Raw genomic sequence first — 24239 nt, 5'->3', positions numbered from 1 at the left:
TGTGAAGCTCGCAAAAGCTAACATGGGTGTCCACTGAACGGGGGAGGATCGGATCGAGGCGCACTATGACGCTGTGGTGGCGGCACCCGGCCCGGGTCAGAACGCCACGATCAACGACGTTCGCGCGAGCCTGGCGAAGCAGGGTCTGGCCTTCGCGTCGGCACGATCCAACGCTTCTTCGCTCGGCACGCCATCACGCGCAAAAAGACCGCACACACCGCCGAACAGGACCGCGTGGAGGTCCTCATTCTGCGCGAACGACGGTTCGAGGATCAGCTGGACCTTGAACCCGACTGACTGGTGTTCATCGACGAGACCTGGGCCTCGACCGACATGGCGCGCCGCCATGGGCGCTGCCGGAGCGGCGAGCCGCTTCGGGTGAGTGTGCCGCGTGACCATTGGAAGGCCACGACCTTCGTCGGCGCGCTGACACTTCACGGCGTCATCGCACACCTCCGTGCTGAATGGGCCGATCAACCGCGACACCTTCGAGATCTATCTCGACAAGCTGTTGATCCCGGAACTGCGCCCCGACGACATCATCGTCATGGACAACCTGTTCGGATTGCGCTCTAGGTGCTTACGATGCGATTTTTTCCTGTACCACGGCGACGCCCTTCTCCAGCCGGATGATCTCGTCGCAGCCTTCGAGCGTCGTCAGCCGGTGGGCGATGATGAGGATGGTCAGATCCCGATCCAGCCGGTCGATGGCCTGCATCACCGCGCTTTCGGTGTCGTTGTCGAGCGCGCTGGTCGCCTCGTCGAACACCAGCACCGAGGCCTGCTTGTAAAGCGCGCGGGCGATGCCGATGCGCTGGCGCTGCCCACCGGAAAGCTGGATGCCGCGCTCGCCCACCCGCGTCTCGTAGCCCTGGGGAAGGCCCGCGATCACCTCCGCCAGTTCCGCTTGCTCGGCCGCGCGGCGCACACGTTCATGGTCGATCTCGGACGGGCGCACACCGAAGGCGATGTTCTCGGCGACGCTGGCATCGGAGAGGAAGATCGCCTGCGGCACATGGGCGATGTGGCGCTGCCAGGCATGGCGGTTGGTGGCCGTCAGCGGCACGCCGTCGACGCGGATTTCGCCCTGCGTCGGCTCAAGCAGCCCGATGATGATGTCCATCAGCGTCGACTTGCCGCTGCCGGTCTTGCCGGCAATGCCGACCCGGGCGCCGCGGGGAATGGTTAGGCTGACATCGACCAGCGCCAGCCGCCCGCCCTCGCTGTAGCGATAGCCCACGCGATCAATGACCAGGCTTTCCCGGAAGGCGATCGACACGTCCGGGGAAGGTTCGGGCGGCACGGTCCGCCGCAGCAATTCCTCAAGGTCGAACAGCGCCTGCCGGTTGCCGACCGTGGTCGCCCAGCCGGAATAGATCTGCTGCAACAAGGGAAGCAGCCGCTGCGCGCCGAGCGCCAGCGCGCCCAGAACCGGCAGCGCCTGCGTCAGCCCGCCAGCGCTCAGCGAGGTCGCGCAGGCGACGATGGCGACGACGACGATCCCAAGCCCCTCGATGATGTAGCGCGGCGCGGTAGCGGCGAACGCCGTCGAGGTGCGCGTATCGCGGATTTCGGCTTCCGCACGGTCGTAGGACTCGGTGAAAACCGACTGCGAACGGTCCAGCAGAATGTCGCGAATGCCGCCGATGCCCTCCTGCATCACCTTGACTCGCTCACTTTGGGCGCGGGCGGAGAGCAGGCTGTTGCGTTGCAGACTGGCGCGACTGACCATGGAGGTGACGATGTAAATGCCCGTCAGCGCCAGCCCGGAGGTCATCGCCACCCGCGGGTCGATCCACACCAGCCCGCCGACGATGAACAGAGAGAGGACGCCCGCCACAATCACGTTCATGAACGGAAGGAGGATATCACTCGTCACCTGATTGGCCTTGCCAACCGCCGCGAGTATCTCGCTGGAGTTCCGGCGGGTGTGATAGGCGTAATCCTGATGCAGCGTCTGGAAGAACAGCCGCGAGCCGAGCTCGCAGGCGACGCCGAAGCTGAAGCTCAGCGTCTTCTTCATCAATAACAGCCGGATCCCGGCGGCCAACAACGCGCACAGGCAGAAGAAGGCGGTGGTGATGATCATCCAGTTGGCCGGCGTGTCGGCGCCGATGCGCGCGAACAACCCCGCCAGAAACGGAAAACGGGCGATCGACTGCGGGTCGGCGATGATCGACAGGAAAACGACCACCGCGCCGAGATTAAACAGTTCGGCAAACGCTCCGATCAGCATCAAGCCGATCAGCGGCAGGAAGGAACGGCGTCGCGCTGGACTGAGCTCACGGAACAGAGTGCGGCCAGCCTGCAGCAGCGACGAGGCGGAGGAGGACCGTTTCATGCCGGCCTCACCCGCTCTTCAACATGCGACATCCATCCGCTCCTGCTGCTGGCGCCCCGCACCGAACCGTTGCCCAGGCGCCGGGGCCTTGCCGGCCGAAGGAGCACGCGGTACCATTGTAAAGAGTTCTCCGAATGCTCGCGTCTTGCGATAGGCCCCCGGCAACCGAAGGGTCTTCTGGCACGAGGAGGCCAGGGAGGCAATCGCCGGCGCCAGCAGCCTGGCCTGCGGACATACGCCGTTGCGGAGCCCCCGCCCGGCCTTCCAGCGCGTCGCGCCAGCAACGTGCCAAGTTCACGCCGTGGCGCTTGACTGAGCCGGGGCGCCGGTCAGCGGGGTGCTTTCAGGCGCCTCACAGCAGGGATTAACGATGGCTCCGGATGGCTCGTAGCCGATCGGTATTTCATGAAGCAGGTGGCGGATCGCCGGAAGATCATGTCTCTCGCACACCGCCGACAGGCGGCCGAGAAGCCCCTCCAGCGCCGGCCAGTCCATCGCCATCTCCGTCGCCGTCATGATGCGCGGATGCGCGGTCGGATGCGCCCCGTCGCCGACCAGCAACTCCTCGAACAGCTTCTCGCCCGGCCTCAGCTCCGTGAAGCGAATCTCGATGTCGCCCTTGACCCGGGTTCGGGAGGCGCCGCCCGCCTCGGAAACGACCGGCCGGAGCCCGCTCAGCCGCACCATGCGGGAGGCTAGATCGACGATGCGCACCGGCTCGCCCATGTCGAGAATGAACACATCGCCGCCCCGGGCCATGGCGCCCGCCTGAATCACAAGCTGCGCCGCCTCCGGGATCGCCATGAAATAGCGGGTGATGTCCGGATGCGTGACCGTGATCGGGCCGCCCGCCTCAATCTGCTTGCGAAAGAGCGGGATGACTGAGCCGGACGAGCCGACGACATTGCCGAAGCGGACGATGGCGAACACGGTCTCGCCCGGTAGCCCGCTTTGTGCCTGGCAGATCAACTCGGCGATGCGCTTGGAGGCGCCCATGATGTTGGTCGGCCGCACCGCCTTGTCGGTTGACACCAGGACAAACGCCTTCACCCCCGCGGTCTGCGCGGCCTCTGCCAGCGCCAACGTCCCGAAGACATTGTTGCGCAGCCCCTCCACGGGGTTCCGCTCCACCAGCGGCACATGCTTGTAGGCGGCGGCATGAAAGATGGTGTCGACGGCAAAATGGCGCAGCGCGCCTTCAAGACGCGACCGGTCGCGCACGGAGCCGAGCAGCGGGACGATCACCGTCTCCGGCGATTCCGCCTTTGCAAGGTCCCGCAATTCCTCGTCAATACTGTAAAGTGAGAACTCCGACAGCTCGAGCAGCACCAGCCGCGACGGACGCTGGCTTAAAATCTGCCGGCACAACTCGCTGCCGATCGAGCCGCCCGCCCCCGTCACCATGACGCTCTTGCCGCGGATATTGGCGTCGAGCAGGTCCTGCCGGGGCGGCACCAGGTCGCGGCCGAGCAGATCCTCAATCGCCACTTCCCGGATCTCGCTCAACTCCGCCCGGCCGGACACGATGTCGGAGAGGCCGGGAACGGTCTGGACGCGCAGACCCAGCGGCTCCAGCCGCTCCAATATGTTGCGACGCTGGCGGCGCGTGGCGCTGGGAATGGCCAGCAGCACGCATTCGACCCCGTGTTCCGCCACCAGGCTCGGCAGGCGGGCGGGCGAAAAGACGCGCAGCCCGCCAATGTCGCGGCCCTGCAGCTCCGTCGCGTCGTCGACGAAGGCGACGGGAGCATAGTCGCCGCCATGTTCCAGCGTGGCGAAAAGCTGGCGTCCGGCGCTGCCGGCGCCGAAAATGATGACCCGCGCCTTCAGCCGCGCCAGGCGATGGCGATACAGCGCGCGCAGGCCGAACCGCGCCCCGCCGAGGAGCCCCATCGCAAGCAGCCAATAGATGGCGGGCACCGAACGCGGCAGGAACAGGCCGAAGCTCTTGGCCGACAGCAGCAGAAGCAGCGCCGAAACGGCAAGGCCGAAGGCGAGCACCTGCACCGTGCGCCCGGCGACATGGCGCACCACGGCCCGGTAAAGGCCCATCAGGCGAAACAACAGCAAGGTGCAGGGCAGGACGAGCGCAAAGGCAAGCCAGCTGGGGGGCGACAAGGCAGGGGTGAAGCCGTCCAGACGCAGCGCCATCGCCAGAAAGAAGCTGACGGCAAGAAGCGCCGCGTCCACCAGCATCAGCACGGCGCGCTTCCGCGAGCGGCTGAGTCCGATGAGATAGTTGAGAAAGCGTCCGGTCATGCACTCACCCCTTCAAGCCGCCACTTTCCGTACGAAAATGCAGCTCCGTCCGCCTCTGGCGACACTCACTTCTACCCGAAAGCCCGCGCCATCACCTCTGCGGCCGCGTCTGCCGTGCGCTTGATTTCATCGTCGGTCAAGGTCGGGTGCACAAGAAACAGTATGCTCGTATCCCCCAGCTCTCGTGCCACCGTAAATCTCTGAGACGGCCGCCAGCCAGTACCCTCGAATGCGCGCTCCAGATAAACTTCAGAACAGCTTCCGTGGTAACATGGAACGCCAAGAGCGTTTATTTCCGAAATAATGCGGTCGCGCGACCACTCCCGATGCAACCTACTAGGTTCCACGTAAACGTAAAGTTTGTAGTGAGCGTGAACATCTCCTAGCTTTCCGGACGAGTCGGAATCCGGCAGGCGCAGGCCCTGCCCGGCAAAGGGCCCCAGCGCGTCGGTGAGGATACGCGCATGGGCGCGGCGCGTGGCCACCCACGTGTCAATATGGCGAAGTTGCACCCGCCCGATCGCCGCCTGCATTTCGAGCATGCGCCAATTGGTGCCGAAGCTCTCGTGCAGCCAGCGGAAACCCGGCGGGTGCTGGCGGTTATACACCGCGTCCCAGCTCTTGCCGTGGTCCTTGTAAGCCCACATGCGCGACCAGAGTTCCTCATCGTCAGTGGTGACCATGCCGCCTTCGCCGCCGGTGGTCATGATCTTGTCCTGGCAGAAGGACCAGGCGCCGACATGGCCGATGGAGCCGACGCTGCGCCCGCGATAGCGGGCGCCATGGGCCTGGGCGCAATCCTCGATCACTTTGAAGCCATGGCGCGCCGACAGCTCCATGATCGGATCCATATCGCAGGGCCACCCAGCCAGATGCACCAACACGACGGCGCGGGTGCGCGGAGTGAGCACTGCGGCGATGGTGTCGGCGGTCAAGTTGCCGCTGTCGCGGTCGACCTCGGCGAAGACCGGCGTCGCCCCGGCATTCACCACGCAAGATACCGAAGCGATGAAGGTACGCGGGGTGACGACAACCTCGTCGCCGGGCCCAATTCCGAGGCCGCGCAGGGCGAGATCGAGCGCCAGCGTGCCGTTTGCGAGAGCGATGGCGTGGCGGGTGCCGACCCAGGCGGCGAACTCCTGCTCAAAAAGCCGGGCTTCCTCTCCGGTCCAGTAGTTCACCCGGTTGGAGGCAAGGACCCGCTGCACCGCCGCCATTTCCTCAGGCGTAACGCTGGGCCAGGGGGAGAAGCCGGTGTTAAGCAAATCCCACCTCTTGACGGCGCGGAAGACGACGGGCCGGCACGCCGGCATAAGTGCCAGCTTCCAGAAGATCCGACACGACGGCAGCGCCGACGCCGATCGTGACCCCATCACCGATGCGAATATTCTGGCGAACGGACGCGCCGGTCCCGATCCAGGAACCGGCACCGACGGTCACCCTGCCCGAGAGAGTCGCGCCCGGCGCAATGTGCGTGGCCGTCCCAATGTCGCAATCATGGTCGATCCGCGCGCCGGTATTGATGATGGCCGCCTCCGCGATACGGGCTCCCGAGTTGATAATGGCGCCCGCTGCCACAAACACGCCTTCGCCGATCGTCGCGCCCCGGCTGATGATGGCGGAGGGATGGATGAGGGTCGGCGTTGAAAACCGCGACTGACGGAGTTGTTCGAACAACGCCAACCGTCGCGCGCCATCGCCCAGTGCGGCGATGGCGCAAGGCCACTCACCGGCAAGGCCTGGCAGAAGCGACAGAGCTCCGAGAACAGGGAAGGCAAGCCGGCGCTCCTCACGCGGCGGATTGTCATCGAGGAAGGCGACCTTCTTGTAACCCGCCTCCACCGCGGTATCGGCGACCACACGCCCATGCCCGCCGCAGCCAAGTATAAGGAGTGCCGCGTTCATGTGGGCTGACCGTCAGTCGGTTTAAACTCGGTAGCGGTAGCAACCCCGTCGCCGCTAATCCCATCACGCTTGAGAACTTTGATCACAGTGAGGGCGATGATCCGAATATCAAGCGCGAAGCTGCGATTATCGACGTACCAGACGTCCATGGCAAATTTCTCGTCCCATGAAATCGCGTTGCGCCCGTTCACCTGCGCCCAGCCGGTGATGCCCGGGCGCACCTCGTGGCGGCGAGCCTGTTCCGGTGAATAGAGCGGCAGATATTCCGTCAGCAAGGGGCGCGGCCCGACAAGGCTCATCTCGCCCTTGAGCACGTTCCAAAGCTCGGGGAGCTCATCAAGGCTGGAGGCGCGCAGAAAGCGACCGAAGCGGGTCAGGCGCTCGCCGTCGGGCCGCAATCGCCCGTCGCTGTCGCGCGCATCCGCCATGGTGCGGAATTTGATGATCTCGAACGGCCGCCCGTGCAAGCCGGGCCGCGTCTGCCGAAAGAGCACCGGCGTGCCTAGCCGGGCACGGACGAGACACACAAGAACGACAAGAACCGGCGCCAGAACGACGAGCAAGAATGTCGCGACGACAATGTCGAACGCCCGCTTGATCATGTCCGTGCTCCCGCGCCGGGGGACCGCATCGGTCGGCGCGCCGGCGCGGCGCGCGCGGGCGTGACGAAAGGACCGGGCGTGCACGCCTGCCGCGTGACCCGCGCCAGCGCCGCGGCCGGCGTCATCAGCGCGCAGCAGGCGGCGAAATAGGACAGCATGGCGGCGGTGCGCAGGGGATAATCAACGAAGGAATGCAGCATCAGCAGCAGCACCGCCAGCGAGGCGCATTGCTGCAGCACCAGCAGCCGCGTCGCCCCCCTTTCATCCGGAGCGATCCACAGCCGGCACACGCGCGCGCCGAACCAGACGAGGAACAGCAGCGCCAGCAGCCCGCCCGCGAGGCCGGTCTCCAGAAAGAACTCCACCCAGTCGTCATCGGCGCGGTTGATATATTGCGTGCCCGTCTGCCAGCGCAGAAACAGTCCGGCGAAAGCCTGTAGTAACGGTGAGGGCATCGACACGAAGGATACATCCGCCGTTGGCGCGAGCCGTCTGGACAATGTCCAGCTCGCCGCCAAGGGAAAGACGAGATAGTTCAGCAGGAGCGCCGCCGCCGTCTTTCCATGAGGGAAGGTATAGACTCGACTGATACGTATGCCCTCCCAGTTTTCCTCACGGCGTGAGGCATTTGAATACCCTTCAAAAAACACACCCGCAGGATAGTTCGGTACGCATGTAAAAACGTGGACATCATGACCGCGCGCGATAAGATCGCGAGCGATCGCGGTATTTGAGAACTGCTCAGGGAAAAAATACTGGGATATGAAAGCTATTTTCATAAGAATCGAGAATTCACCTATTGTCTAGCATTCGGCGAGAATCGTGAGAACCATGACGCGCGGAAACGAGAAGATAAGGCTCGCGATAGCAGGAGCCACAGGATTTATCGCACGCGGCCTGCTGACCGAACCACCGGGTAATGCCCTTCAGTACCGTGCCGTCTCGCGCCATCCTCGCCCCGACTGGGTGCTGCCAGCGACCGAGTGGGCCACCGTTCCCTCCTATGCCGACCGCGCCGCTCTTGAAAGCGCCTTCTCGGATTCGAAGTTCATCCTGCATCTCGCCGACGCCCCCTCGCGTCTGGCTGCACGAGACGCACAAGGCGGCCTGCGCAACGCGGACGCCATCATTGCCGCCGCCCGCGCAACGGGCATTGAGGGGATCATCCTCGCCAGCAGCGTGTATGCACGCGAGGGCCGGGGCTCCTACGGTGCGGCCAAGCAGGCCATTGAACAGCGGTTTCTTGCCGCCGGCGACCTCAAGACCGTAATCCTGCGGCTGCCGCCGGTCTATGGCCCCGGCTGCAAGGGCGGCTTCGCGGCGCTGGCGCGTCTTTCGCCAAAGCCGATTCCGCTGCCGCTCGGTGGGGCGCGCGCACCTCGCGCCTACCTCTCTCGCACCAATCTTGTCTCTTTGTTCCGTGCCATCGCCTTGGCGGGACCCGAGCGCTGGAATGCCGCCGCCGGCCGCGTTTTCGAGCCTTGGGACGGGCAGGCTGTCTCCACACGCGACCTGGCCAAGATGATAGGAGGCACCCTCAACCGCTCGCCACTTTTGATTCCAGTGCCGCCAGCGCTTCTGCGCGCGATTGGCACGGTCACAGGCCGGCAGGAACTGGTGGCCGGGGTCATAGACGGGTTGGAGATGCCCCCCTTGCATCACCTCACCGCCGCCTTTGACTGGCGTCCCGTCGAGCAGATGCCGCAAAGCCTTTCCTTTCTCGCCAAGGGCATTAGCAACGCCTAGCCGCATCGCCACGGCCGCCGCCCCGGGCGGTTTTGACGAGATAGCCGAGATCCGACGCTAGCGCGATCTCCATGAGATAAACGGCATCCGCTTGCGCCAGTTCCACCGGCGTTGACATGTCGATGCCAGCAATCTGCGCCGGGCCGGTAATGCCCGGCCGCACGTCATAGACGCCACGCCGGGCGCGCTCGGAAATCAGCACCTCCTGGCTCGGCAGGCAGGGGCGCGGCCCGACAAAGCTCATGTCACCGCGCAAGACGTTCAGCAGTTGCGGCAGTTCGTCGACTTTGGTCCTGCGCAGGAGTGCGCCGAGGCGAGTGATCGCCGCCGGCGGCACCTCGTGGCTGGGGTGGTTGCCGGTATCGGTCGCCATGGTTCGCAGCTTGTACAGGACGAACGGACGGCGATTTCGCCCTACCCGCCTCTGCCGGAACAGCGCGGGGCCGGGACTTTCCAGCCGGATGGCAAGCATGCAGCCAAGACAGACGAGACCCGCCGGCACGGCCAGCGCCAGCGCCAGCGTCACGTCGAGCAGGCGCTTGCCCCCCTTGACGTAGAAATCAGACATGCGCGGCAACCGTTTGGTCGGGGGGAAGCACCCGGCAGAAGCCCCCCGCACGGCGGGCGGACGGGGGCCCCGCGCGATCCGGCGCTGCATAGCTCCAAGGCGCGGTCCGCTTCATCATGCCCGTGCTCCCGCGCCGGGGGACCGCATCGGCCGGCGCGTTGGAACGGCGCGCGTGGGGGCGGCGGGAGTGACGGGGTCACGCGCCTGCCGCGTGACCCGCGCCAGCGCCGCGGCCGGCGTCATCAGCGCGCAGCAGACGGCGAAATAGGCCAGCATGGCGGCGGTGCGCAGGGGATAATCGACGAAGGAATGCAGCATCAGCAGCAGCACCGCCAGCGAGGCGCATTGCTGCAGCACCAGCAGCCGCGTCGCACCCCTTTCATCCGGAGCGATCCATAGACGGTACACGCGCGCGCCGAACCAGACGAGGAACAGCAGCGCCAGCAGCCCGCCCGCGAGGCCGGTCTCCAGAAAGAACTCCACCCAGTCGTCATGGGCGCGGTTGATATATTGCGGGCCCAGCGTCGCCGCGCCTTCATAGACCGGGAACACGGCGGTGAAGGTGCCGAGCCCGGTGCCGAAGGGCAGAGCTTCCAGCGCGGCCTGCAGCGTGGTCTCGGTGAGGGTCGCGCGTATCTGGTCCACGAGGCCGCCGCCGAAACGGCCGAGAAAGCGGTCGGCGCCGAGTTGGCCGACCAGCAGCGCCAGCCCCACCAGCACGGCGAGCACGAGGCTGCGCACCCGCCGGGGGGCGGCGGCGCGCCCGCGCAGAACAGAGAGGATCAGCGGCGCCATCACCACCACGCCCGCCAGCCCCAGCAGCAGCAGCAATATACCCGCGCGCGAACGGGCGAGAGCAATGCCGGCCATGATGAGCAGGCCGAGACAGAAGGCACCGGCGAGCCAGATCACCTTGGGCGTGCTCGGGCCCCGATCCCCCAGCACACCGTCGCCACGGCCGACCAACCAGGCGACGCCGATGAGGAAGGTCACATAGAGCTGCGCGGCGAAATGGTTGCGGTTGGCGAAGAAGCCCACCGATTCCGAACGGTTGCTGATCTCGAAGAAGCGCAGCGCGCTGGCCGGGCCCTGCATCACCTGCAGAACGCCGAGGAACAGCGCCAGGAAGCCGAAGACCAACGCCCAGCCGGAAAAGCGCAGGCGGCTGTCCTCGTCGAGCAGGGCGACCAGAAGAAACAGCGCCAGCGGCGGCAGCACGGCGGGGAGCGCGGCGAGGCTCGCCGCCGGGTCGACGGAGGAACTGCCGGTCCAGGCGACGCCTTCCAGCCCCTGCCCGCCGGCGGCGAGAAGGCGGGCGGAGATGCCTCCCCAGCCCGGCGCGCCGAACAGCGGAAAGACCTGCGCCAACGCGATGAGCACGCCGACCACCGCGATCGCGGCGCCGCAGGCGAGTCCGAGGGTGAACCGCAGGCGGCCGGGGGACACCGTCAGGCGATCAAGCCAGAGCCACGCCGCCAGGGCGAGAAAGGGGAGTGAAAGGAACTGCAGCAACACGTCGGCGAGATAGCCCGTGCGCGTGGCCCCGCCGAGCACGATATTCGCGAACAGCAGGAGGACCGACGCGCCACACGCCACCCCCCCGTCGCCATGTGGCTTCAGAAACAGGGCCAATTGCCTCTTTCACGCGCCTGGGTCACGCCACCTGATCAGGGGCTGACCGGGAAGATGATCCCATTCTTACTGTCATTGTTGGAGAGGGCAATCGCTGCCGCGATGCCGCCGCCGACCGCGACGGTGCCGATCACCAGCCCGGTCGAATTGTCCAGCGCCACGCCGCAGCCGGGGACGCGCAGCGTCTCGGTCGTGGAAGACGGCACGGTCACGGTGCGGTCATTGCCGAAATCGACCACGGCGCTGCCGGGGCCCTGCACCGCCACCTTGTCGCCGCCCTTGAGCGAGGCACCGACGACACCCGGGGTGAAGCCCTGGCCCTTGTCGACCAGAACCGTACCCACCGCCTCGGCGAGCGTGCCCGTGGTCTGGCAGGCATCCGCCGCCGCCGAACCGATCATGCCCAGCGAGAGGAGACCCGCCACCGACGCATACGCCACACAACGCTTCATTTTGCCCCGCCTTACGAAACGTAACCACTGGCCCGCGAACCTTACCTGATGTTACTGGGTTTGCTCCCCGAAATCAAAACCGCAGGAAAGACGTGGTTTCCAGACCGTCTCTTATCCCGCTTCCTCGCGCAAGGAATGCCGAGATTTCCCTACGCATCCAGGACTTTCGCCCGACCTTCGCCGCTGCCGCCCCCTGTGGGCAAAACCAGGGTCGACGCAAGGCGGTCGGCGCCAGCGGCCCGGCGGCACGTCCGCGCTCCTTGCTGAAAGCCTTCCCCCGCCTTATCTGCACAGCTGTGGCAGGGTGGCGCCGGCCGTTGGCATGGCTCGCGGGGTGCGGCCGATTGACCGCCCGCAAGGACGCTCCGGCTGGCCGCATGCACAGATGGGCCCCATGATCGACCTGCATAACCATATTCTGCCCGGCATCGACGACGGCGCGGCCGATTACGCCGTCTCGCTCGAAATGGCGCGACTGCATGTCGCCCAGGGGGTGGAGATCGTCGCCTGCACACCGCACATCCTGCCCGGCGTCTATCACAATGAGGGCCCGGCCATCCGCCAGGCGGTGGACGATCTTCAGCGCGTGCTCGACGAGGCCGGCGTGCCGCTCATCCTTATTCCCGGCGCCGACAACCACATCGTGCCGGATTTCGCCGGCGAGATCGGCCGCGGACGGCTGCTGACGCTGGGAGATACCCGCTATGTGCTGGTGGAACCGCCGCACAATGTCGCCCCCGCGCGGCTGGACGACTTGGTCTTTACCATTCTTTTGGCGAATTATGTGCCTATCGTGACCCACCCGGAGCGGTTGAAGTGGATCGAGGAGAAGTACGATCTGATCGAACGCATGACCGCGCGCGGTGTGTGGATGCAGATTACCTCCGGTTCGCTCACCGGCCGTTTCGGGCGTCGGCCCAAATACTGGGCGGAGAAGATGGTCAGCGAGGGAAAGGCGCATATCCTCGCCAGCGACGCGCATGATACGGTGAAGCGTCCGCCGGACCTTGCGGAAGGCCGTCGGGCGGCCGAAGTGCTGGTAGGGACGGCGGAAGCCACGCGGCTGGCGGTGCAATGCCCGCGCGATATCGTTTTGGACAGGGCGCCGGCCGAGTGTGCGTCGACAGGGGTGGGGTTCAATGACGCTGGGCGGAACGAGAGCGACGATTTCCGCACGCATCGCGGCGCTGATGATGGCGGCGGTCTTCTTGGCCGGCTGCGTCGCCTCGTCGGGCGATAATCCTTCGCCCTCCGCCTCGGCGGCGAACTATACGGATTCGGCCGAGGCGACGCCCGCGACCCGCGCGAGCGCTGCGGCAACGCGTCCGGCGACGACGCCCGCGACCGCGAGCACCCCGGTGGCCGCACAGCCGGCGAGCCTGCCGGCGGGCGAGGCGGCAGCGGTGAGTGCCTTGACCGCCGTCAGCACGCCCGGCTCGGACGGTTACCGCGTCGGCCCGCTCGACGTGCTGAACATCACGGTATTTAAGGTTGAGGACCTGACCAAGACGGTGCAGGTGTCGGAAAGCGGCAGCTTCGCTTTCCCGCTGGTGGGCGATATCCAGGCGGCCGGCCGCACGGTAAGCGAAATCGAGAAGGACCTCGCCGCCAAGCTGGGCAGCAATTACCTGCGCAACCCGCAGGTGACGGTGCTGGTGAAGGAATATAACAGCCACCGCATCACGGTGGACGGAGCGGTGAACAAGCCGGGCGTGTTCCCCATGCAGGGGCCGATGTCGCTGCTGCAATCCATCGCCATGGCCGGCGGCATGCAGGAAGTGGCGGAAGGCACGATCCTGGTGTTCCGCCGCGTTGACGGCAAGACAGCGGTGGCCAAGTTCAGCGTCGCCGATCTGCGCTCGCAGAAGGCCAGCGACCCAGACCTTCAGGCGGGCGACATCGTCACCATCCCCAGTTCCGACCTTAAGATCGGCATGCGCTACATTTTCCAGTCTGTGCCGCTGTTCAATGCGTTTATGCTGTTGTAGCCCAACCAGAGCGAGCAGCGGGATGCGCCTCAAGGGAAGCATAAACGGATGATGGGTGAGGGGTTGGAGAGCGGACGGCCGGGCGCGGGCGATCGCAACCTTCCGGTTGTGCAGGAGAACCGGAATCTCCCCGCCGCGCGAGACAGCTACGGCTATGGCTACGGCGCCGCCGCCTATGCCGGGCCGGAAACGCAGCACGAGTCCGAAATCGCCGCCGCGATCTATTACGTCATCGGCATTGCGCTGAAATGGCGCACGCTGATCCTCAGCAGCGCCGGCGCCTGCGTGGTCATCGCACTTGTCTACAGCTTCCTCGCCACCCCGCTCTACACGGCCAATGTCCGCATCCAGATCGATAGCGAGGCGAGCAAGATCGTCGACGGGGGCACCATTTCGCCCACCGAACGCGGCGGCACCGAATTCCAGAAGACGCAATATGAGATCTTGAAGAGCCGCGCCATGTCCGAGCGGGTGGTGGCGGCGCTCGGCCTCGATCAAAATCCCGATTTCGCCGCCTCCTCGCCGGGACTGATCGGCAGTATTCTCGGGCTGTTTTCCGGCCCCTCCGAGCCTGCCGACCCGGCCGTGGCGCAGGAGCGCGCGGTCCGACGCAGCGTCAACCGGGTGAAGGGCGATGTCAGCATCCGGCCGGTGCCCTCCTCGCGCCTTGTCGACATCAGCTACACCGATGAATCGCCGACCCGCGCGGCGTCGATCGCCAATGCCTATGCCGACGCCTATATCGCCTCCAATCTCGACAAGCGTTTCGAGGCCAGTTCCTACGCCAAGGTGTTCCTCGAAGACCAGATCAAGCAGCTGAAGTTGCGACTTGAGGAGTCCGAGCGGGCGGTGATCGCCTTCTCGGAGAGCGAGAACATGGTCCAGACCAATGACAAGGTGTCGATCGCCGAGAACAATCTCGCCGCCGCCAATGCCGCGCTCGGCCAGCTCATCTCCACCCGGATCCGTGACGAGGAGAACTGGAAACAGGTGGACGCCGCCACCGGCATCAACCTGCCGCAGCTCTTGACCAACAACGTCATTGACGGGCTGCGCACCCAGCGCAACGAGCTGCGGCGGCAATACGAAGAGGGGCTGGAGACCTTCAAGCCCGGCTACCCCGCCATGGTCGAGATCTCCAACAAGATCGCCGAGATCGACCGCCAGCTCGCCGCCGAAGTCGCCGCCATCCGTGGGTCGCTGAAAGCCGCCTACGAGTCCTCCGCCAATCAGGAAGCGCAGATGCGCCAGCGGATCGAGGAACTGCGCGGCGAGGTGCTCGACCTGCAGAAGAAGAGCGTGCGCTACGGCATTCTCCAGCGCGAGGTCGATTCCAGCCGCAACCTCTATAACGACCTGCTGCAACGCTATAAGGAAGTCGATGTCGCCAGCGGCGTCGGCACCAACAACGTCTTCATCGTCGACCGCGCCCTGCCGCCGGGCGGCCCCTCGCACCCGCGCACGATGCTTCTGCTGGCCGGCGGGCTGATGCTCGGCCTCATCGGCGGCTTCGGCGCGGCCTGCCTGATCGAACTGCTCGACGACCGCATCCGCACCCCGGAAGACGCGGAGAAGGCGACCGGCCTGCCGATCCTCGGCATCGTGCCGCGCGCCGAATTCCCCAATGGCATCGTCGCCGAACTGAGCGATCCACGCTCGGCCATCGCCGAGGCCTACCGTTCGCTGGCGACCTCGCTGCAATTCGCCACCGAGACCGGCCTGCCGCGCACACTGGTCGTCACCAGCGCCGGCGCGGCGGAAGGCAAGTCGAGCACCGCCATCGCGCTCGCCCGCCACTATGCCATCACGGGCAAGCGCGTGCTGCTGATCGACGCCGATCTGCGCCGCCCCTCGGTGCACAGCAAGCTCGGCTATGACAATTCGGTGGGGCTGAGCAACTGCCTCACCGGCATGTCGACCCTGCACGACGTGGTGCAGGCGACCGATCTCGACACGCTCGATTTCCTCGCCTCCGGCCCACTGCCGCCCAATGCGGCGGAAATTCTCGGCGGCACCCATGTGTTCTCGCTGATCTCGGTCGGGCTGGAAATCTACGACCTGCTGATCTTCGACAGCCCGCCCATGCTTAGCATCGCCGACGCCCAGCTGCTCGGCGCCGCCGCGCAGGCGACCATCTTCGTCACCGGCTCGGGCGACGGGCGCCGCGCCATCGCCCGCAACGCGCTGCGCCGGCTGCAGATCGCCCGCGCCGCCACCATCGGCGTCGTGCTGACCAAGTTCGACACGCGCAGCGCCCATTACGGCTATGGCTATGGTTACGGCTACGGCTATGGGTACGAATATGGGCAGGGCACCGACACCGGCAGCCCCAGCCCCGGCACGCGCGGGCTCGACAGCGTGAAGGCCCTGCTGCCGAAATTCGGCCGCCGCGACGCCAAGACCGACCATTCCGAAGCGGCCTGACCCATGGCGGAGCCCGACGCGCTCGACGCCGCGCTCGCCTTGTTCAAGGACCCGGTGAGGGCCCGCGGCCTTCCCGGCCGGCCGCTGCCGCCGGATGTCGGCCGGCTGCTCGCCATCGCCGTCGGTGAGGAAGAGGCGCTCGCCGCCGCCAGCCGCCGCAGCGGCTTCACCCGGCAGCCTTTGCAGGAGGCCGCCGGCTTCTTCATCGAACAGGCGCTGCTCTGCCGCGACGCCGACAGCTACCGCGTGCTCGGCGGCGGGCCGCAGTCCACCCATGAGGAGCTGCGGCACAATATGGCGCTGCTGATGCGCTGGCTGCATCCCGACCTGCAGGCGCAGCGCAGCGGGCCGCTCGACCGGGAAGTGTTCGCCGCCCGCGTCTCCCGCGCCTGGGAGGACCTGAAGACGCCGGAGCGGCGCGAGGCCTATGAGCTGCGCCGCCCGCCCGCGCCGAGCGCCGGCACGCGTGCCGGCGCGGGCCGCGCCTCGGCGTCGACCGGCGCCCGCACCAAGGGCGCCGTGCCGGGGGGTGGCAAGCCGGGCGGCACACGGCCCAATGCGAGCAAAGTGCCTTCCGGCACCACACGGTCGTCGAAGGCCGGGACACGCGCGCCGAATGGCGGCGGGCCGGGCACGAACGGCTCCCGTTCCGGCGGCACCGGCGCGGGCAGTGGCCTTTCGCGCCGGCCGCTGCCGCTCAGCGTTCACCGCCTTGAGGAACCCTCGCTGTGGGTCCGGCTCTGGGGCCTGCTCTGGGGTCGCCGATGAGCACGCCGAAACACCGGCGCCGGCCCTCGCCGCGCCCGCGATCCTCCGCGCTACGCTTTTATTGGCTACGCTTTTCCTGGCTCCGCTTTTCATGGCCTCGCTTTGGCTGGCTGCGGAATGCGCGCCTCGCCATGGCGGTGCATCCCGTGCGCAGCGCGGCACTCGCCGCCGGGCTCGTGGCTCTCGCCGTGCTCATCGCCACCACCTCGCTGCCGATGGCGCTGGCCGAGCGCCACCCGCAGCTGGCGCTGTGGCTCTATCCCGACCATCCGCAGGCTTTGCTTGCCCTGGCGCGGCAGGAACGCGCGCGGCTCGCCGCGGCCACGACGCGGGCGCAGGAAGAAGCGGCGGCTCAGGAAGCCGCCGCCCAGCAAGCCGCGGCGCAGGCGGAGCAGAAGGGCAAGATCGCCCAGGAGAACCCCGACCGCGACGGCGAAGCCGCCCCCGTTGATGAGGCACCGCCGGCCGAGGACGCGCTGGCGCAGGCGGAGCGCGAGCACGCCGCCTCGCTCGCCGCACCGGCGCGCACTGACGCCGAGGACGCACCGGACGAAGCCGCCGGCCCGGCCCTACCGCCCGCGGCGGCGGAACTGCCCGCCATCCGCGCCGGCCTTCGCGATCTCGCCGCCCGCATCGCCGCCGCCGCGCCGCTGGAGCCCTCGGCCCGTCGGCTGCTCGGCGACACCACCGACGATCTCGACGCCAGCCGCCAGGCGATGCTGGACGCGGTCGCCCGCTCGCGCCGCGAGACCGTGGCCGCCTTCTGGCTGATGCATCAGGATTACGAGCGTAAGGACTATCAAGGCGTGGTCGCGCTGGCGGCGGTGCTGCTGCAAACGCGGCCGGCGCTCAACCAGTACACGCTGAGCTACCTCAATTCGCTGGCGCTGGAGCCGGAAGGGCGCGCGGCGCTGGTGGCGGCGCTGGTGCGAAACCCCGGCTGGCGCGCGATGTTCCTGCGCAGCATGGGGGCGAAGCTCGCCGCCTCGGACGCGCCGCTGGCGCTGATCCAGGCGCTGAAGGAGGCCGGCAGCCCGCCGAGCGAAGCCGAGTTGATCCCGCTGCTGCGGGCGCGGATGGCGGCGGAGAAGCGGGCCGAGGGCGCCTATAATATCTGGCTGCAAATGCTGCCGGCACAGGAGGTGCTGCAGGTCCGGCCGGTGAACAATCTCGATTTCGCCCGCGACCCCAGCGCCCTGCCCTTCAACTGGAACCTGCCGCGGCCGATGAACGCCTTCATCGATCTGCAGGCGCGCAACGACACGGTGGACGGGCGCGTGCTGCGCATCCGCTTCGGCGTCGGCCGCATCCGGCTGGGGGCGATCGAGCAGGTGACCTTCCTGCGACCCGGCCGCTACCAGTTCTCCGGCGAGCAGAAAGGGCTGATGTCCTCCAAGCGCGGCATGGTCTGGCAGGTGCTGTGCTATCCCGGCGGGCCGGTGGCCGGCCAGTCGAGCCAGCTGATGGGCGCGCCGCGCGTGTGGCGGCCGTTCGCCTTCGACATCACCATTCCCAATAATGGCCGCTGCGATGCCCAGCGGCTGCGGCTGTTCCACGATTCGCGCTCGACCTCGGAGCAGTTCGCCTCCGGCGAAATCCAGTTCCAGTCGCTGCGGATCACGCCGGTGGAAGCGGCGACATCCGGCGGCTGAGCCACGGGCCGCCGACCCGCGGGCGCCCTGCCTGCCCTTGCCTAAAATCAAAGCCCCGGCCGGTGCGGCGTCTAGGGTATGTCCGTAGGGCCGGCGCCGTTCTGGCGACGCCGGGCATCATCCGTGCGGGACAGACCCATGAGCAAAACGAGCGACGAAACGCCCGCCCCTCTCTCCCGCAAGGTGTATGAGCGCGAACTCAAGCGCCTGCATGGCGAACTGGTCGCGCTGCAGGAATGGACCAAGGCGACCGGCGCCAAGATCTGCATCCTGTTCGAGGGCCGCGACGGTGCCGGCAAGGGCGGCGTCATCAAGGCCATCACCGAGCGGGTGAGCCCGCGCGTGTTCCGCGTCGTCGCCCTGCCGGCGCCGAGCGAGCGCGAGAAATCGCAGATGTATGCCCAGCGCTACCTGCCGCATCTGCCGGCGGCGGGCGAGATCGTGATCTTCGACCGCTCCTGGTACAACCGCGCCGGCGTCGAGCGGGTGATGGGTTTCTGCACCGAGGCAGAGGCGGAAAAGTTCCTCGACACCATTTCCGCCGTCGAGCGCGTCGTCGTCGAATCCGGCGTGATCCTGTTGAAATACTGGCTGGAAGTGAGCCCGGAGGAGCAGACCCGCCGGATCGAGCAGCGCATCAACGACCCGCGCAAGATCTGGAAGCTCTCGCCGATGGACCTCGAATCCTATGGCCGCTGGTACGATTATTCCCGCGCCCGCGACGCCATGTTCACCGCTTCCGACAGCGCCTGGGCGCCCTGGTATGTGGCGCGGTCCGACGACAAGAAGCGCACGCGGCTCAACGTCATCAGCCATTTGCTGTCCAAGGTGCCCTATGAGGCGCCCAAGCGCGACAAGATCACCCTGCCGAAGCGGCAGAAGCCCAAGGGCTATGTCGAGCCGGAGGATGTACGCCACCACGTCCCGGCGGTTTTCTGAACGCCCATCCGCCGTCGGCAACAACAGTCACAGGAGCGAAACGAATGACCGAGATCCCCGGCCCGCACGAGAAACTCGGCGATGAGAGCTTCATGTCCGCCGCCGATCTGCGCGGCTATATGGACAAGATCGCGCTGGCGAAGATGAACGAGGCGGTGGAGGCGATGGACCATGCCCGCCACGCCAAGGAGGAACTGGCCAAGCGGCTCGCCGAACCCATCGACCTGACGCCGCAGAAGCTGCACGAACTGGCCGAGACGCTGCTGGTGAAGATGCGCGCCGCCGCCGAGCGCGGCGAGACCGAGATCATGGTCATGCGCTTTCCCAACTCGCTGTGCACCGACCATGGACGGGCGATCAACAATGCCGAGCCGGGCTGGCCGGACACGCTGACCGGACGCCCGCGCCAGGCCTATGAAATCTGGCGCGACCACCTGAAAAGCGCCGGCTACGGGCTTTCCGCCCTCATCGTGGAATGGCCCAACGACATGCCCGGCGATGTCGGCATGTACCTGACCTGGGGCAAGCGATAGGGTGGCGACACCCGCAGAGGGGCCGCACAGAAGGGGGATCCCGTCGTCCGCCTATTCCGCGTCGGCGACGATCAGTTCCACCCCGGCCTCGTTGAGGGCGCGCCTCATCGCCTCGGAGGGCGGCACATCGGTCACCAGCCGGTCGATGCGCGCCAGCGGCGCGACCTCGAACACCGCGCCGCGCTCGAACTTGCTGTGGTCGGCCAGCACGGTGACGCGGTCGGCGCGCTCGATCATCGCCTTCGCCACCTCGGCCTCCTGCAGGTCGAAATCCATCACCGCATGGGCGTCGATGGCGCCGATGGTGAGCACGGCGTGGCGGGTGCGGAACTTGCCGATCTGCTCCAGCGCCAGCGGGCCGAGGCTCTCCCCGGCATCGGCGCCATAGGCCCCGCCGAGCAGGAACACCTTGTGGGTATGGGTCGCCGCCAGCGTCGCGGCGATGCGCGGCGCATTGGTGATGGCGACCAGCGCCGGCCGCGTCGCCAGCGCCTCGGCGAAGGCGATGGTGGTGCTGCCGGTGTCGATGAACAGCGAATCCTCCGGGCCGAACAGTTCCCGCGCCGCCAGGGCGATGCGCTTCTTGCCCGCCGCGTTCTGCACCATGCGCTGGGCGAAAGGGCGCTCCTCGTCGGGCTCGGCGCCCGGCGCGGCGAGCGCCCGCGCCCCGCCATGATAGCGGCGCAGATGACCGGTGGATTCAAGGCGCGCGAGATCGCGCCGCACCGTCTCGCGCGAGACGCCGAGGCGGTCGGACAGCGCCTCCACGGTCAATTCGCCCGCGGCGGCGACCAGAGCGACGATGTCCTGATGGCGCGAGGAAAGTGCCAAGCCTGTCTCCCAACGAGCCGCGCCGGGCGCCGCTCCGTGCCGCCCCTGCCCGTTCGGCCATCGAGGCATTCAGGATCGGTTATGCCAGAGCGGGAGGGCGGTCAATACGGCCAAGCTTGACCGAATAACGGGCGACACTCCAGGGGATTCCGCGCAGAACCTCGATTTAGTCAACAAATACGGGCCGCGACCGACCGTTCGGACTTCTTGTTCACAAATTCAGCGACCGAACGGGCAATTAGGTCAAAAAACGGGCTTCCCTTTGCGCGCTATTACGTTAGAGTGATTGCAAGCGCGAAAAAATCAAGCAAGCACAACATTAGTGCAATGCAGCGCGAGGGGACTGAATTGAACCGGGCAGCACCTGCCGGGCGCGCGCCCGGCCGATGGCGGCAGCGCCGCATCCCGCATCGCCCTGCGCTGGCGCCGGCCGGCGCGGCGTGGATGCGGGCGCGCGTCCTGCCGCCCGGCAAGGGGCGCCCGGCCAGCCATGGAGACACCGCGTGCAGGTGGAAGGCGTGAAGCGGAGCGGGGGCGGCTGGCGGCTGATCGCCGCCTATGTCCGCGTGACGGACAAGCTCTCGGACTATGTCGGCTATCTCGCCGCCTCACTGGTCTTCGCCATGGGCGGGGTGCTGATGTTCGATGCGGTGACCCGCAACCTCATCAAGATGCCGGTGCACTGGGCGGTGGAACTGACCCAGTTTATGCTCGCGGCCTATTACTTCATGGGCGGTCCGTTCACGCTCAAGAACAATGAGCATGTGCGGATGGACCTCTGGTATTCGACCCTGTCGGAGCGCGGCAAGGCGAAGATGGACCTCGCCACCGTCTGGTGCCTCATCTTCTATCTCGGCGTTCTGCTCGTCGGCTCCATTTCCAGCCTGCAATACGCCATTGCCACCAATGAGAAGCGCTTCTCGATCTGGAATCCCTCGGTGATTCCGATCAAGGCGCTGCTCACCGTCTGTCTCGTGCTGATGCTGATGCAGGCCTTCGCGCTGGTGTTCAAGCATATCGCCACCCTGCGCGGGGAGAAGCTCTGATGTCCTATGAGACGATCGCGCTCCTGATGTTCGCGTCGATGGTGCTGGCGCTGATCAGCGGCCAGCTGGTCTTCGCCGGCATCGGCTTCGTCGCCTCCGCCGCCGCGCTGCTACTCTATGGCCCCGGCGCCATCGATCTGCCGTTCAACCAGGTGTTCAAGCTGTTCAACTGGTACGCGATGCTGACCCTGCCCATGTTCATCTATATGGGCTACGTCCTCGCGGAATCCGGCATCGCGGAGGATCTGTATCGAGCGCTGCATGTCTGGTTCGGCCGCTTCACCGGCGGCCTCGCCATCGGCACCATCTTCCTGATGGTCATCATCTCGGCGATGAACGGCCTCTCCGTCGCCGGCATGGCCATCGGCGCCACCATCGCTTTGCCGGAAATGATCCGCCGCGGCTATGACAAGGTGCTGATCTCGGGCGTCGTCCAGGGCGGCTCCTCGCTCGGCATCCTCATCCCGCCTTCGGTGGTGCTGGTGCTCTACGGCATGATCGCCCGCCAGCCGGTCTCCAAACTCTGGTTCGCCGGCGTCGGGCCGGGCCTTTTGATGGCCGCGCTGTTCATTCTCTACATCTATGTCCGCGTGAAGCTGAACCCGAAGCTGGCGCCGGAGCTCACCGACGATGAGCTCAACATGCCGCTGCGCGAAAAGCTGGCGCTGGCGCGGGCGGGCATCATTCCCTTCGCCATCTTCTTCTTCATGACCGGCCTGTTCGTCTTCGGCGTCACCAGCCTGGTGGAAAGCTCGGCGGTCGGCGCCACCACGGCGACGCTGGCGGCGCTGGCCAAGCGCCGGCTCAACTGGCCGGTGCTGCGCGACACCGCGCTGAAGACGCTGAACGTCTCCTGCATGTTCATGTGGCTGATCCTGGCCGCGCTCGCCTTCGGCACCGTGTTCGACGGGCTCGGCGCGGTGAAGGCGGTCGAGTTCCTGTTCGTCAAGCAGTGGGATCTCAATCCCTGGACCATCATCATCATGATGCAGCTGAGCTTCATCGTCATGGGGATGTTCCTCGACGACACCGCGATGCTGGTCATCGTCGCGCCGCTCTACATCCCGCTGGTGAAGGCGCTCGATCTCGGCTTCGACAACCAGCTGATCTGGTACGGCATCCTCTACACCATCACCTGCCAGATCGCCTACATCACCCCACCCTTCGGCTACAACCTGTTCCTGATGCGCTCGCTGGCGCCGAAGGAAATCTCGCTGGTCGACATCTACAAGTCGATCTGGCCCTTCGCCGCGATCATGCTGTTCACCATCGTCATCCTGATGGTCTTCCCGCAGATCGCGCTCTGGCTTCCCGAACACATGAAGGTCAAAGGCTGATCAACGGCCTTGTCCACGCTTTCCCCCTTCCAGAGGAGAACAAGATGACTGACGAGACCAAGAAGCCCTTCCCGAAAAAGGTCGATCCCGCCGCCGACGCCATTCTCGCCACCCGCCGCAGCTTCCTCGGCAAGGCGGCGCTCGGCACCGGCGCGGCGCTCGCCGGCTCGACGCTGGCCGCCCCCGCCGTCATCGCCCAGGCCGGCACCATCAAGTGGCGCCTGCAGACCTATTCCGGCGCCCCGCTCGGCGCCCATGTCATCAAGCCGCAGATCGATGCCTTCAACGCCGCCGCCAATGGCGCGATGGAGATCGAGCTTTATTACGCCGACCAGCTGGTGCCGACCTCCGACCTGTTCCGCGCCTTGCAGACCGGCACGCTCGACGCGGTGCAGTCGGACGAGGCCACCATGGCCTCGCCGGTCGATATCGCTGTCTTCGGCGGCTACTTCCCCTTCGCCACCCGCTACAGCCTCGATGTGCCGGCGCTGTTCCGCTATTACGGCCTCAAGGAAATCTGGGCCGAGGCCTATGCCGAGGTGCCGAACGTCACCTGGCTGTCCACCGGCGCCTGGGACCCGCTGCACATCTTCACCGTCAACAAGCCGATCAAGAGCCTCGCCGACATGGCGGGCCTGCGCGTGTTCGGCGTGCCGACCGCCGGCAAGTTCCTGTCCAAATACGGCCTCGTGCCGGTGACCATCCCGTGGGACAACGTCGAAGTGGCGCTGCAGACCGGTGAACTCGACGGCGTGGCCTGGTGCGGCTTCACCGAGGCCTATGAAGTGGGCTGGGCGGATGTGTGCAACTACGCGCTGACCAATTCGGTCACCGGCGCCTGGTTCGGCAGCTACTTCGCCAACACGCCGAGCTGGGAGAAGGTGCCGGCGCATCTCAAAGAGCTGTTCCTGATGAGCATCGACCAGTCGCACTATTACCGCGATGTCTGGTACTGGGGCGGCGAGGCCAAGCTGCGCGTCGAGGGCAACAAGATGGAGCTGACCTCGCTGCCGCCGGCCGAATGGGCGCAGGTCGTCGCCGATTCCAAGGGCTTCTGGGACGAAGTCGCCTCCTCCAGCCCGCGCGCGGGCAAGGTTGTCGCCGCCTTCAAGAAATATGACGAGACCATGCAGAAGGCCGGCTACCCCTATCGCTGAGCCTTCCCTGCCGCCCTTCGCCCCGCCGCTCCCGCAGCGGCGGGGCCCCGAGCGCCCGT

The 24239-nt window shown here is 66.6% G+C and carries 21 protein-coding genes and 1 pseudogene; 12 read left to right on the top strand and 10 right to left on the bottom strand.

Annotated elements, in window-relative coordinates; genetic code table 11:
• Positions 1-49: 49 nt before the first annotated feature.
• A pseudogene (locus tag J2S75_RS18210) lies at positions 50-559 on the top strand (transposase); the annotation flags it as partial.
• 21 nt (positions 560-580) lie between these two features.
• Here J2S75_RS18210 and J2S75_RS18205 read toward each other — a convergent pair.
• The 6 genes from J2S75_RS18205 to J2S75_RS18180 form a co-directional block, all read right to left on the bottom strand.
• Positions 581-2341, bottom strand: coding sequence for an ABC transporter ATP-binding protein (locus tag J2S75_RS18205; protein WP_307021971.1), 1761 nt, complete (start codon positions 2339-2341; stop codon positions 581-583).
• Between the two features lie 294 nt (positions 2342-2635).
• Positions 2636-4600, bottom strand: coding sequence for a polysaccharide biosynthesis protein (locus J2S75_RS18200; RefSeq protein WP_307021968.1), 1965 nt, complete (start codon positions 4598-4600; stop codon positions 2636-2638).
• 71 nt (positions 4601-4671) lie between these two features.
• Positions 4672-5865: a DegT/DnrJ/EryC1/StrS family aminotransferase gene (locus J2S75_RS18195; protein WP_307021967.1), complete on the bottom strand. Its 1194-nt coding sequence runs from the start codon at positions 5863-5865 to the stop codon at positions 4672-4674.
• A complete protein-coding gene (locus J2S75_RS18190) occupies positions 5858-6505 on the bottom strand; it encodes an acetyltransferase (protein ID WP_307021966.1) in 648 nt (215 codons plus the stop codon). Before J2S75_RS18190 ends, J2S75_RS18195 begins: the two co-directional genes overlap by 8 nt.
• Positions 6502-7107 (bottom strand): sugar transferase, encoded by a 606-nt coding sequence (locus tag J2S75_RS18185; RefSeq protein ID WP_307021964.1) that lies wholly within the window; start codon positions 7105-7107, stop codon positions 6502-6504. Before J2S75_RS18185 ends, J2S75_RS18190 begins: the two co-directional genes overlap by 4 nt.
• Positions 7104-7886: a glycosyltransferase gene (locus tag J2S75_RS18180; protein WP_307021962.1), complete on the bottom strand. Its 783-nt coding sequence runs from the start codon at positions 7884-7886 to the stop codon at positions 7104-7106. The genes J2S75_RS18185 and J2S75_RS18180 overlap by 4 nt, the downstream gene beginning before the upstream one ends.
• 52 nt (positions 7887-7938) lie before the next feature.
• Between J2S75_RS18180 and J2S75_RS18175 the strand changes: the two genes are divergently transcribed.
• A complete protein-coding gene (locus J2S75_RS18175) occupies positions 7939-8853 on the top strand; it encodes an NAD-dependent epimerase/dehydratase family protein (protein WP_307021960.1) in 915 nt (304 codons plus the stop codon).
• Here the strand turns inward: J2S75_RS18175 and J2S75_RS18170 are convergent.
• From J2S75_RS18170 to J2S75_RS18160, 3 genes are all read right to left on the bottom strand, one after another.
• Positions 8840-9421: a sugar transferase gene (locus tag J2S75_RS18170; RefSeq protein ID WP_307021958.1), complete on the bottom strand. Its 582-nt coding sequence runs from the start codon at positions 9419-9421 to the stop codon at positions 8840-8842. The genes J2S75_RS18175 and J2S75_RS18170 overlap by 14 nt on opposite strands.
• A gap of 114 nt (positions 9422-9535) precedes the next feature.
• Positions 9536-11017 (bottom strand): O-antigen ligase family protein, encoded by a 1482-nt coding sequence (locus J2S75_RS18165; RefSeq protein WP_307021956.1) that lies wholly within the window; start codon positions 11015-11017, stop codon positions 9536-9538.
• Between the two features lie 71 nt (positions 11018-11088).
• Positions 11089-11493: a hypothetical protein gene (locus J2S75_RS18160; RefSeq protein WP_307021954.1), complete on the bottom strand. Its 405-nt coding sequence runs from the start codon at positions 11491-11493 to the stop codon at positions 11089-11091.
• A 406-nt stretch (positions 11494-11899) separates the two neighbouring features.
• On the opposite strand from J2S75_RS18160, the gene J2S75_RS18155 reads away from it, so the two are divergent.
• The 7 genes from J2S75_RS18155 (at position 11900) to J2S75_RS18125 (ending at position 19809) form a co-directional block, all read left to right on the top strand.
• The gene (locus tag J2S75_RS18155; protein WP_307021952.1) at positions 11900-12745 is read left to right on the top strand and encodes a tyrosine-protein phosphatase; all 846 of its coding nucleotides are present in this window, start codon (positions 11900-11902) and stop codon (positions 12743-12745) included.
• The gene (locus tag J2S75_RS18150) at positions 12645-13493 is read left to right on the top strand and encodes a polysaccharide biosynthesis/export family protein (protein ID WP_307021950.1); all 849 of its coding nucleotides are present in this window, start codon (positions 12645-12647) and stop codon (positions 13491-13493) included. The genes J2S75_RS18155 and J2S75_RS18150 overlap by 101 nt, the downstream gene beginning before the upstream one ends.
• A gap of 48 nt (positions 13494-13541) precedes the next feature.
• Entirely contained in the window at positions 13542-15917 is a 2376-nt protein-coding gene (locus tag J2S75_RS18145) for a GumC family protein (protein WP_307021948.1), read from the top strand.
• A gap of 3 nt (positions 15918-15920) precedes the next feature.
• Positions 15921-16685: a J domain-containing protein gene (locus tag J2S75_RS18140; protein ID WP_307021946.1), complete on the top strand. Its 765-nt coding sequence runs from the start codon at positions 15921-15923 to the stop codon at positions 16683-16685.
• Between the two features lie 131 nt (positions 16686-16816).
• Positions 16817-18337, top strand: coding sequence for a hypothetical protein (locus tag J2S75_RS18135; protein WP_307021943.1), 1521 nt, complete (start codon positions 16817-16819; stop codon positions 18335-18337).
• A 138-nt stretch (positions 18338-18475) separates the two neighbouring features.
• Positions 18476-19276: a polyphosphate kinase 2 gene (ppk2, locus tag J2S75_RS18130; RefSeq protein WP_307021941.1), complete on the top strand. Its 801-nt coding sequence runs from the start codon at positions 18476-18478 to the stop codon at positions 19274-19276.
• Positions 19277-19320: 44 nt separating this feature from the next.
• On the top strand, positions 19321-19809 hold the full coding sequence (locus tag J2S75_RS18125; protein ID WP_307021939.1) for a hypothetical protein: 489 nt from the start codon (positions 19321-19323) through the stop codon (positions 19807-19809).
• A 51-nt stretch (positions 19810-19860) separates the two neighbouring features.
• Here the strand turns inward: J2S75_RS18125 and J2S75_RS18120 are convergent, their stop codons facing one another.
• A complete protein-coding gene (locus tag J2S75_RS18120; RefSeq protein ID WP_307021937.1) occupies positions 19861-20640 on the bottom strand; it encodes a DeoR/GlpR family DNA-binding transcription regulator in 780 nt (259 codons plus the stop codon).
• Positions 20641-21143: 503 nt separating this feature from the next.
• Between J2S75_RS18120 and J2S75_RS18115 the strand changes: the two genes are divergently transcribed.
• Genes J2S75_RS18115 through J2S75_RS18105 form a run of 3 tightly spaced genes read left to right on the top strand, consistent with a single transcriptional unit; the run spans position 21144 to position 24180 of the window.
• Positions 21144-21686, top strand: coding sequence for a TRAP transporter small permease subunit (locus J2S75_RS18115; protein ID WP_244450479.1), 543 nt, complete (start codon positions 21144-21146; stop codon positions 21684-21686).
• Positions 21686-23023 (top strand): TRAP transporter large permease, encoded by a 1338-nt coding sequence (locus J2S75_RS18110; RefSeq protein ID WP_307021934.1) that lies wholly within the window; start codon positions 21686-21688, stop codon positions 23021-23023. The genes J2S75_RS18115 and J2S75_RS18110 overlap by 1 nt, the downstream gene beginning before the upstream one ends.
• A gap of 44 nt (positions 23024-23067) precedes the next feature.
• Positions 23068-24180, top strand: a complete 1113-nt coding sequence (locus tag J2S75_RS18105; protein ID WP_307021932.1) for a type 2 periplasmic-binding domain-containing protein — start codon at positions 23068-23070, stop codon at positions 24178-24180.
• Positions 24181-24239 lie beyond the last annotated feature (59 nt).

Source organism: Ancylobacter polymorphus (assembly GCF_030813495.1).
GTDB classification, from domain to species: domain Bacteria; phylum Pseudomonadota; class Alphaproteobacteria; order Rhizobiales; family Xanthobacteraceae; genus Ancylobacter; species Ancylobacter polymorphus.
This window is presented reverse-complemented; position numbering and strand designations above follow the sequence as displayed.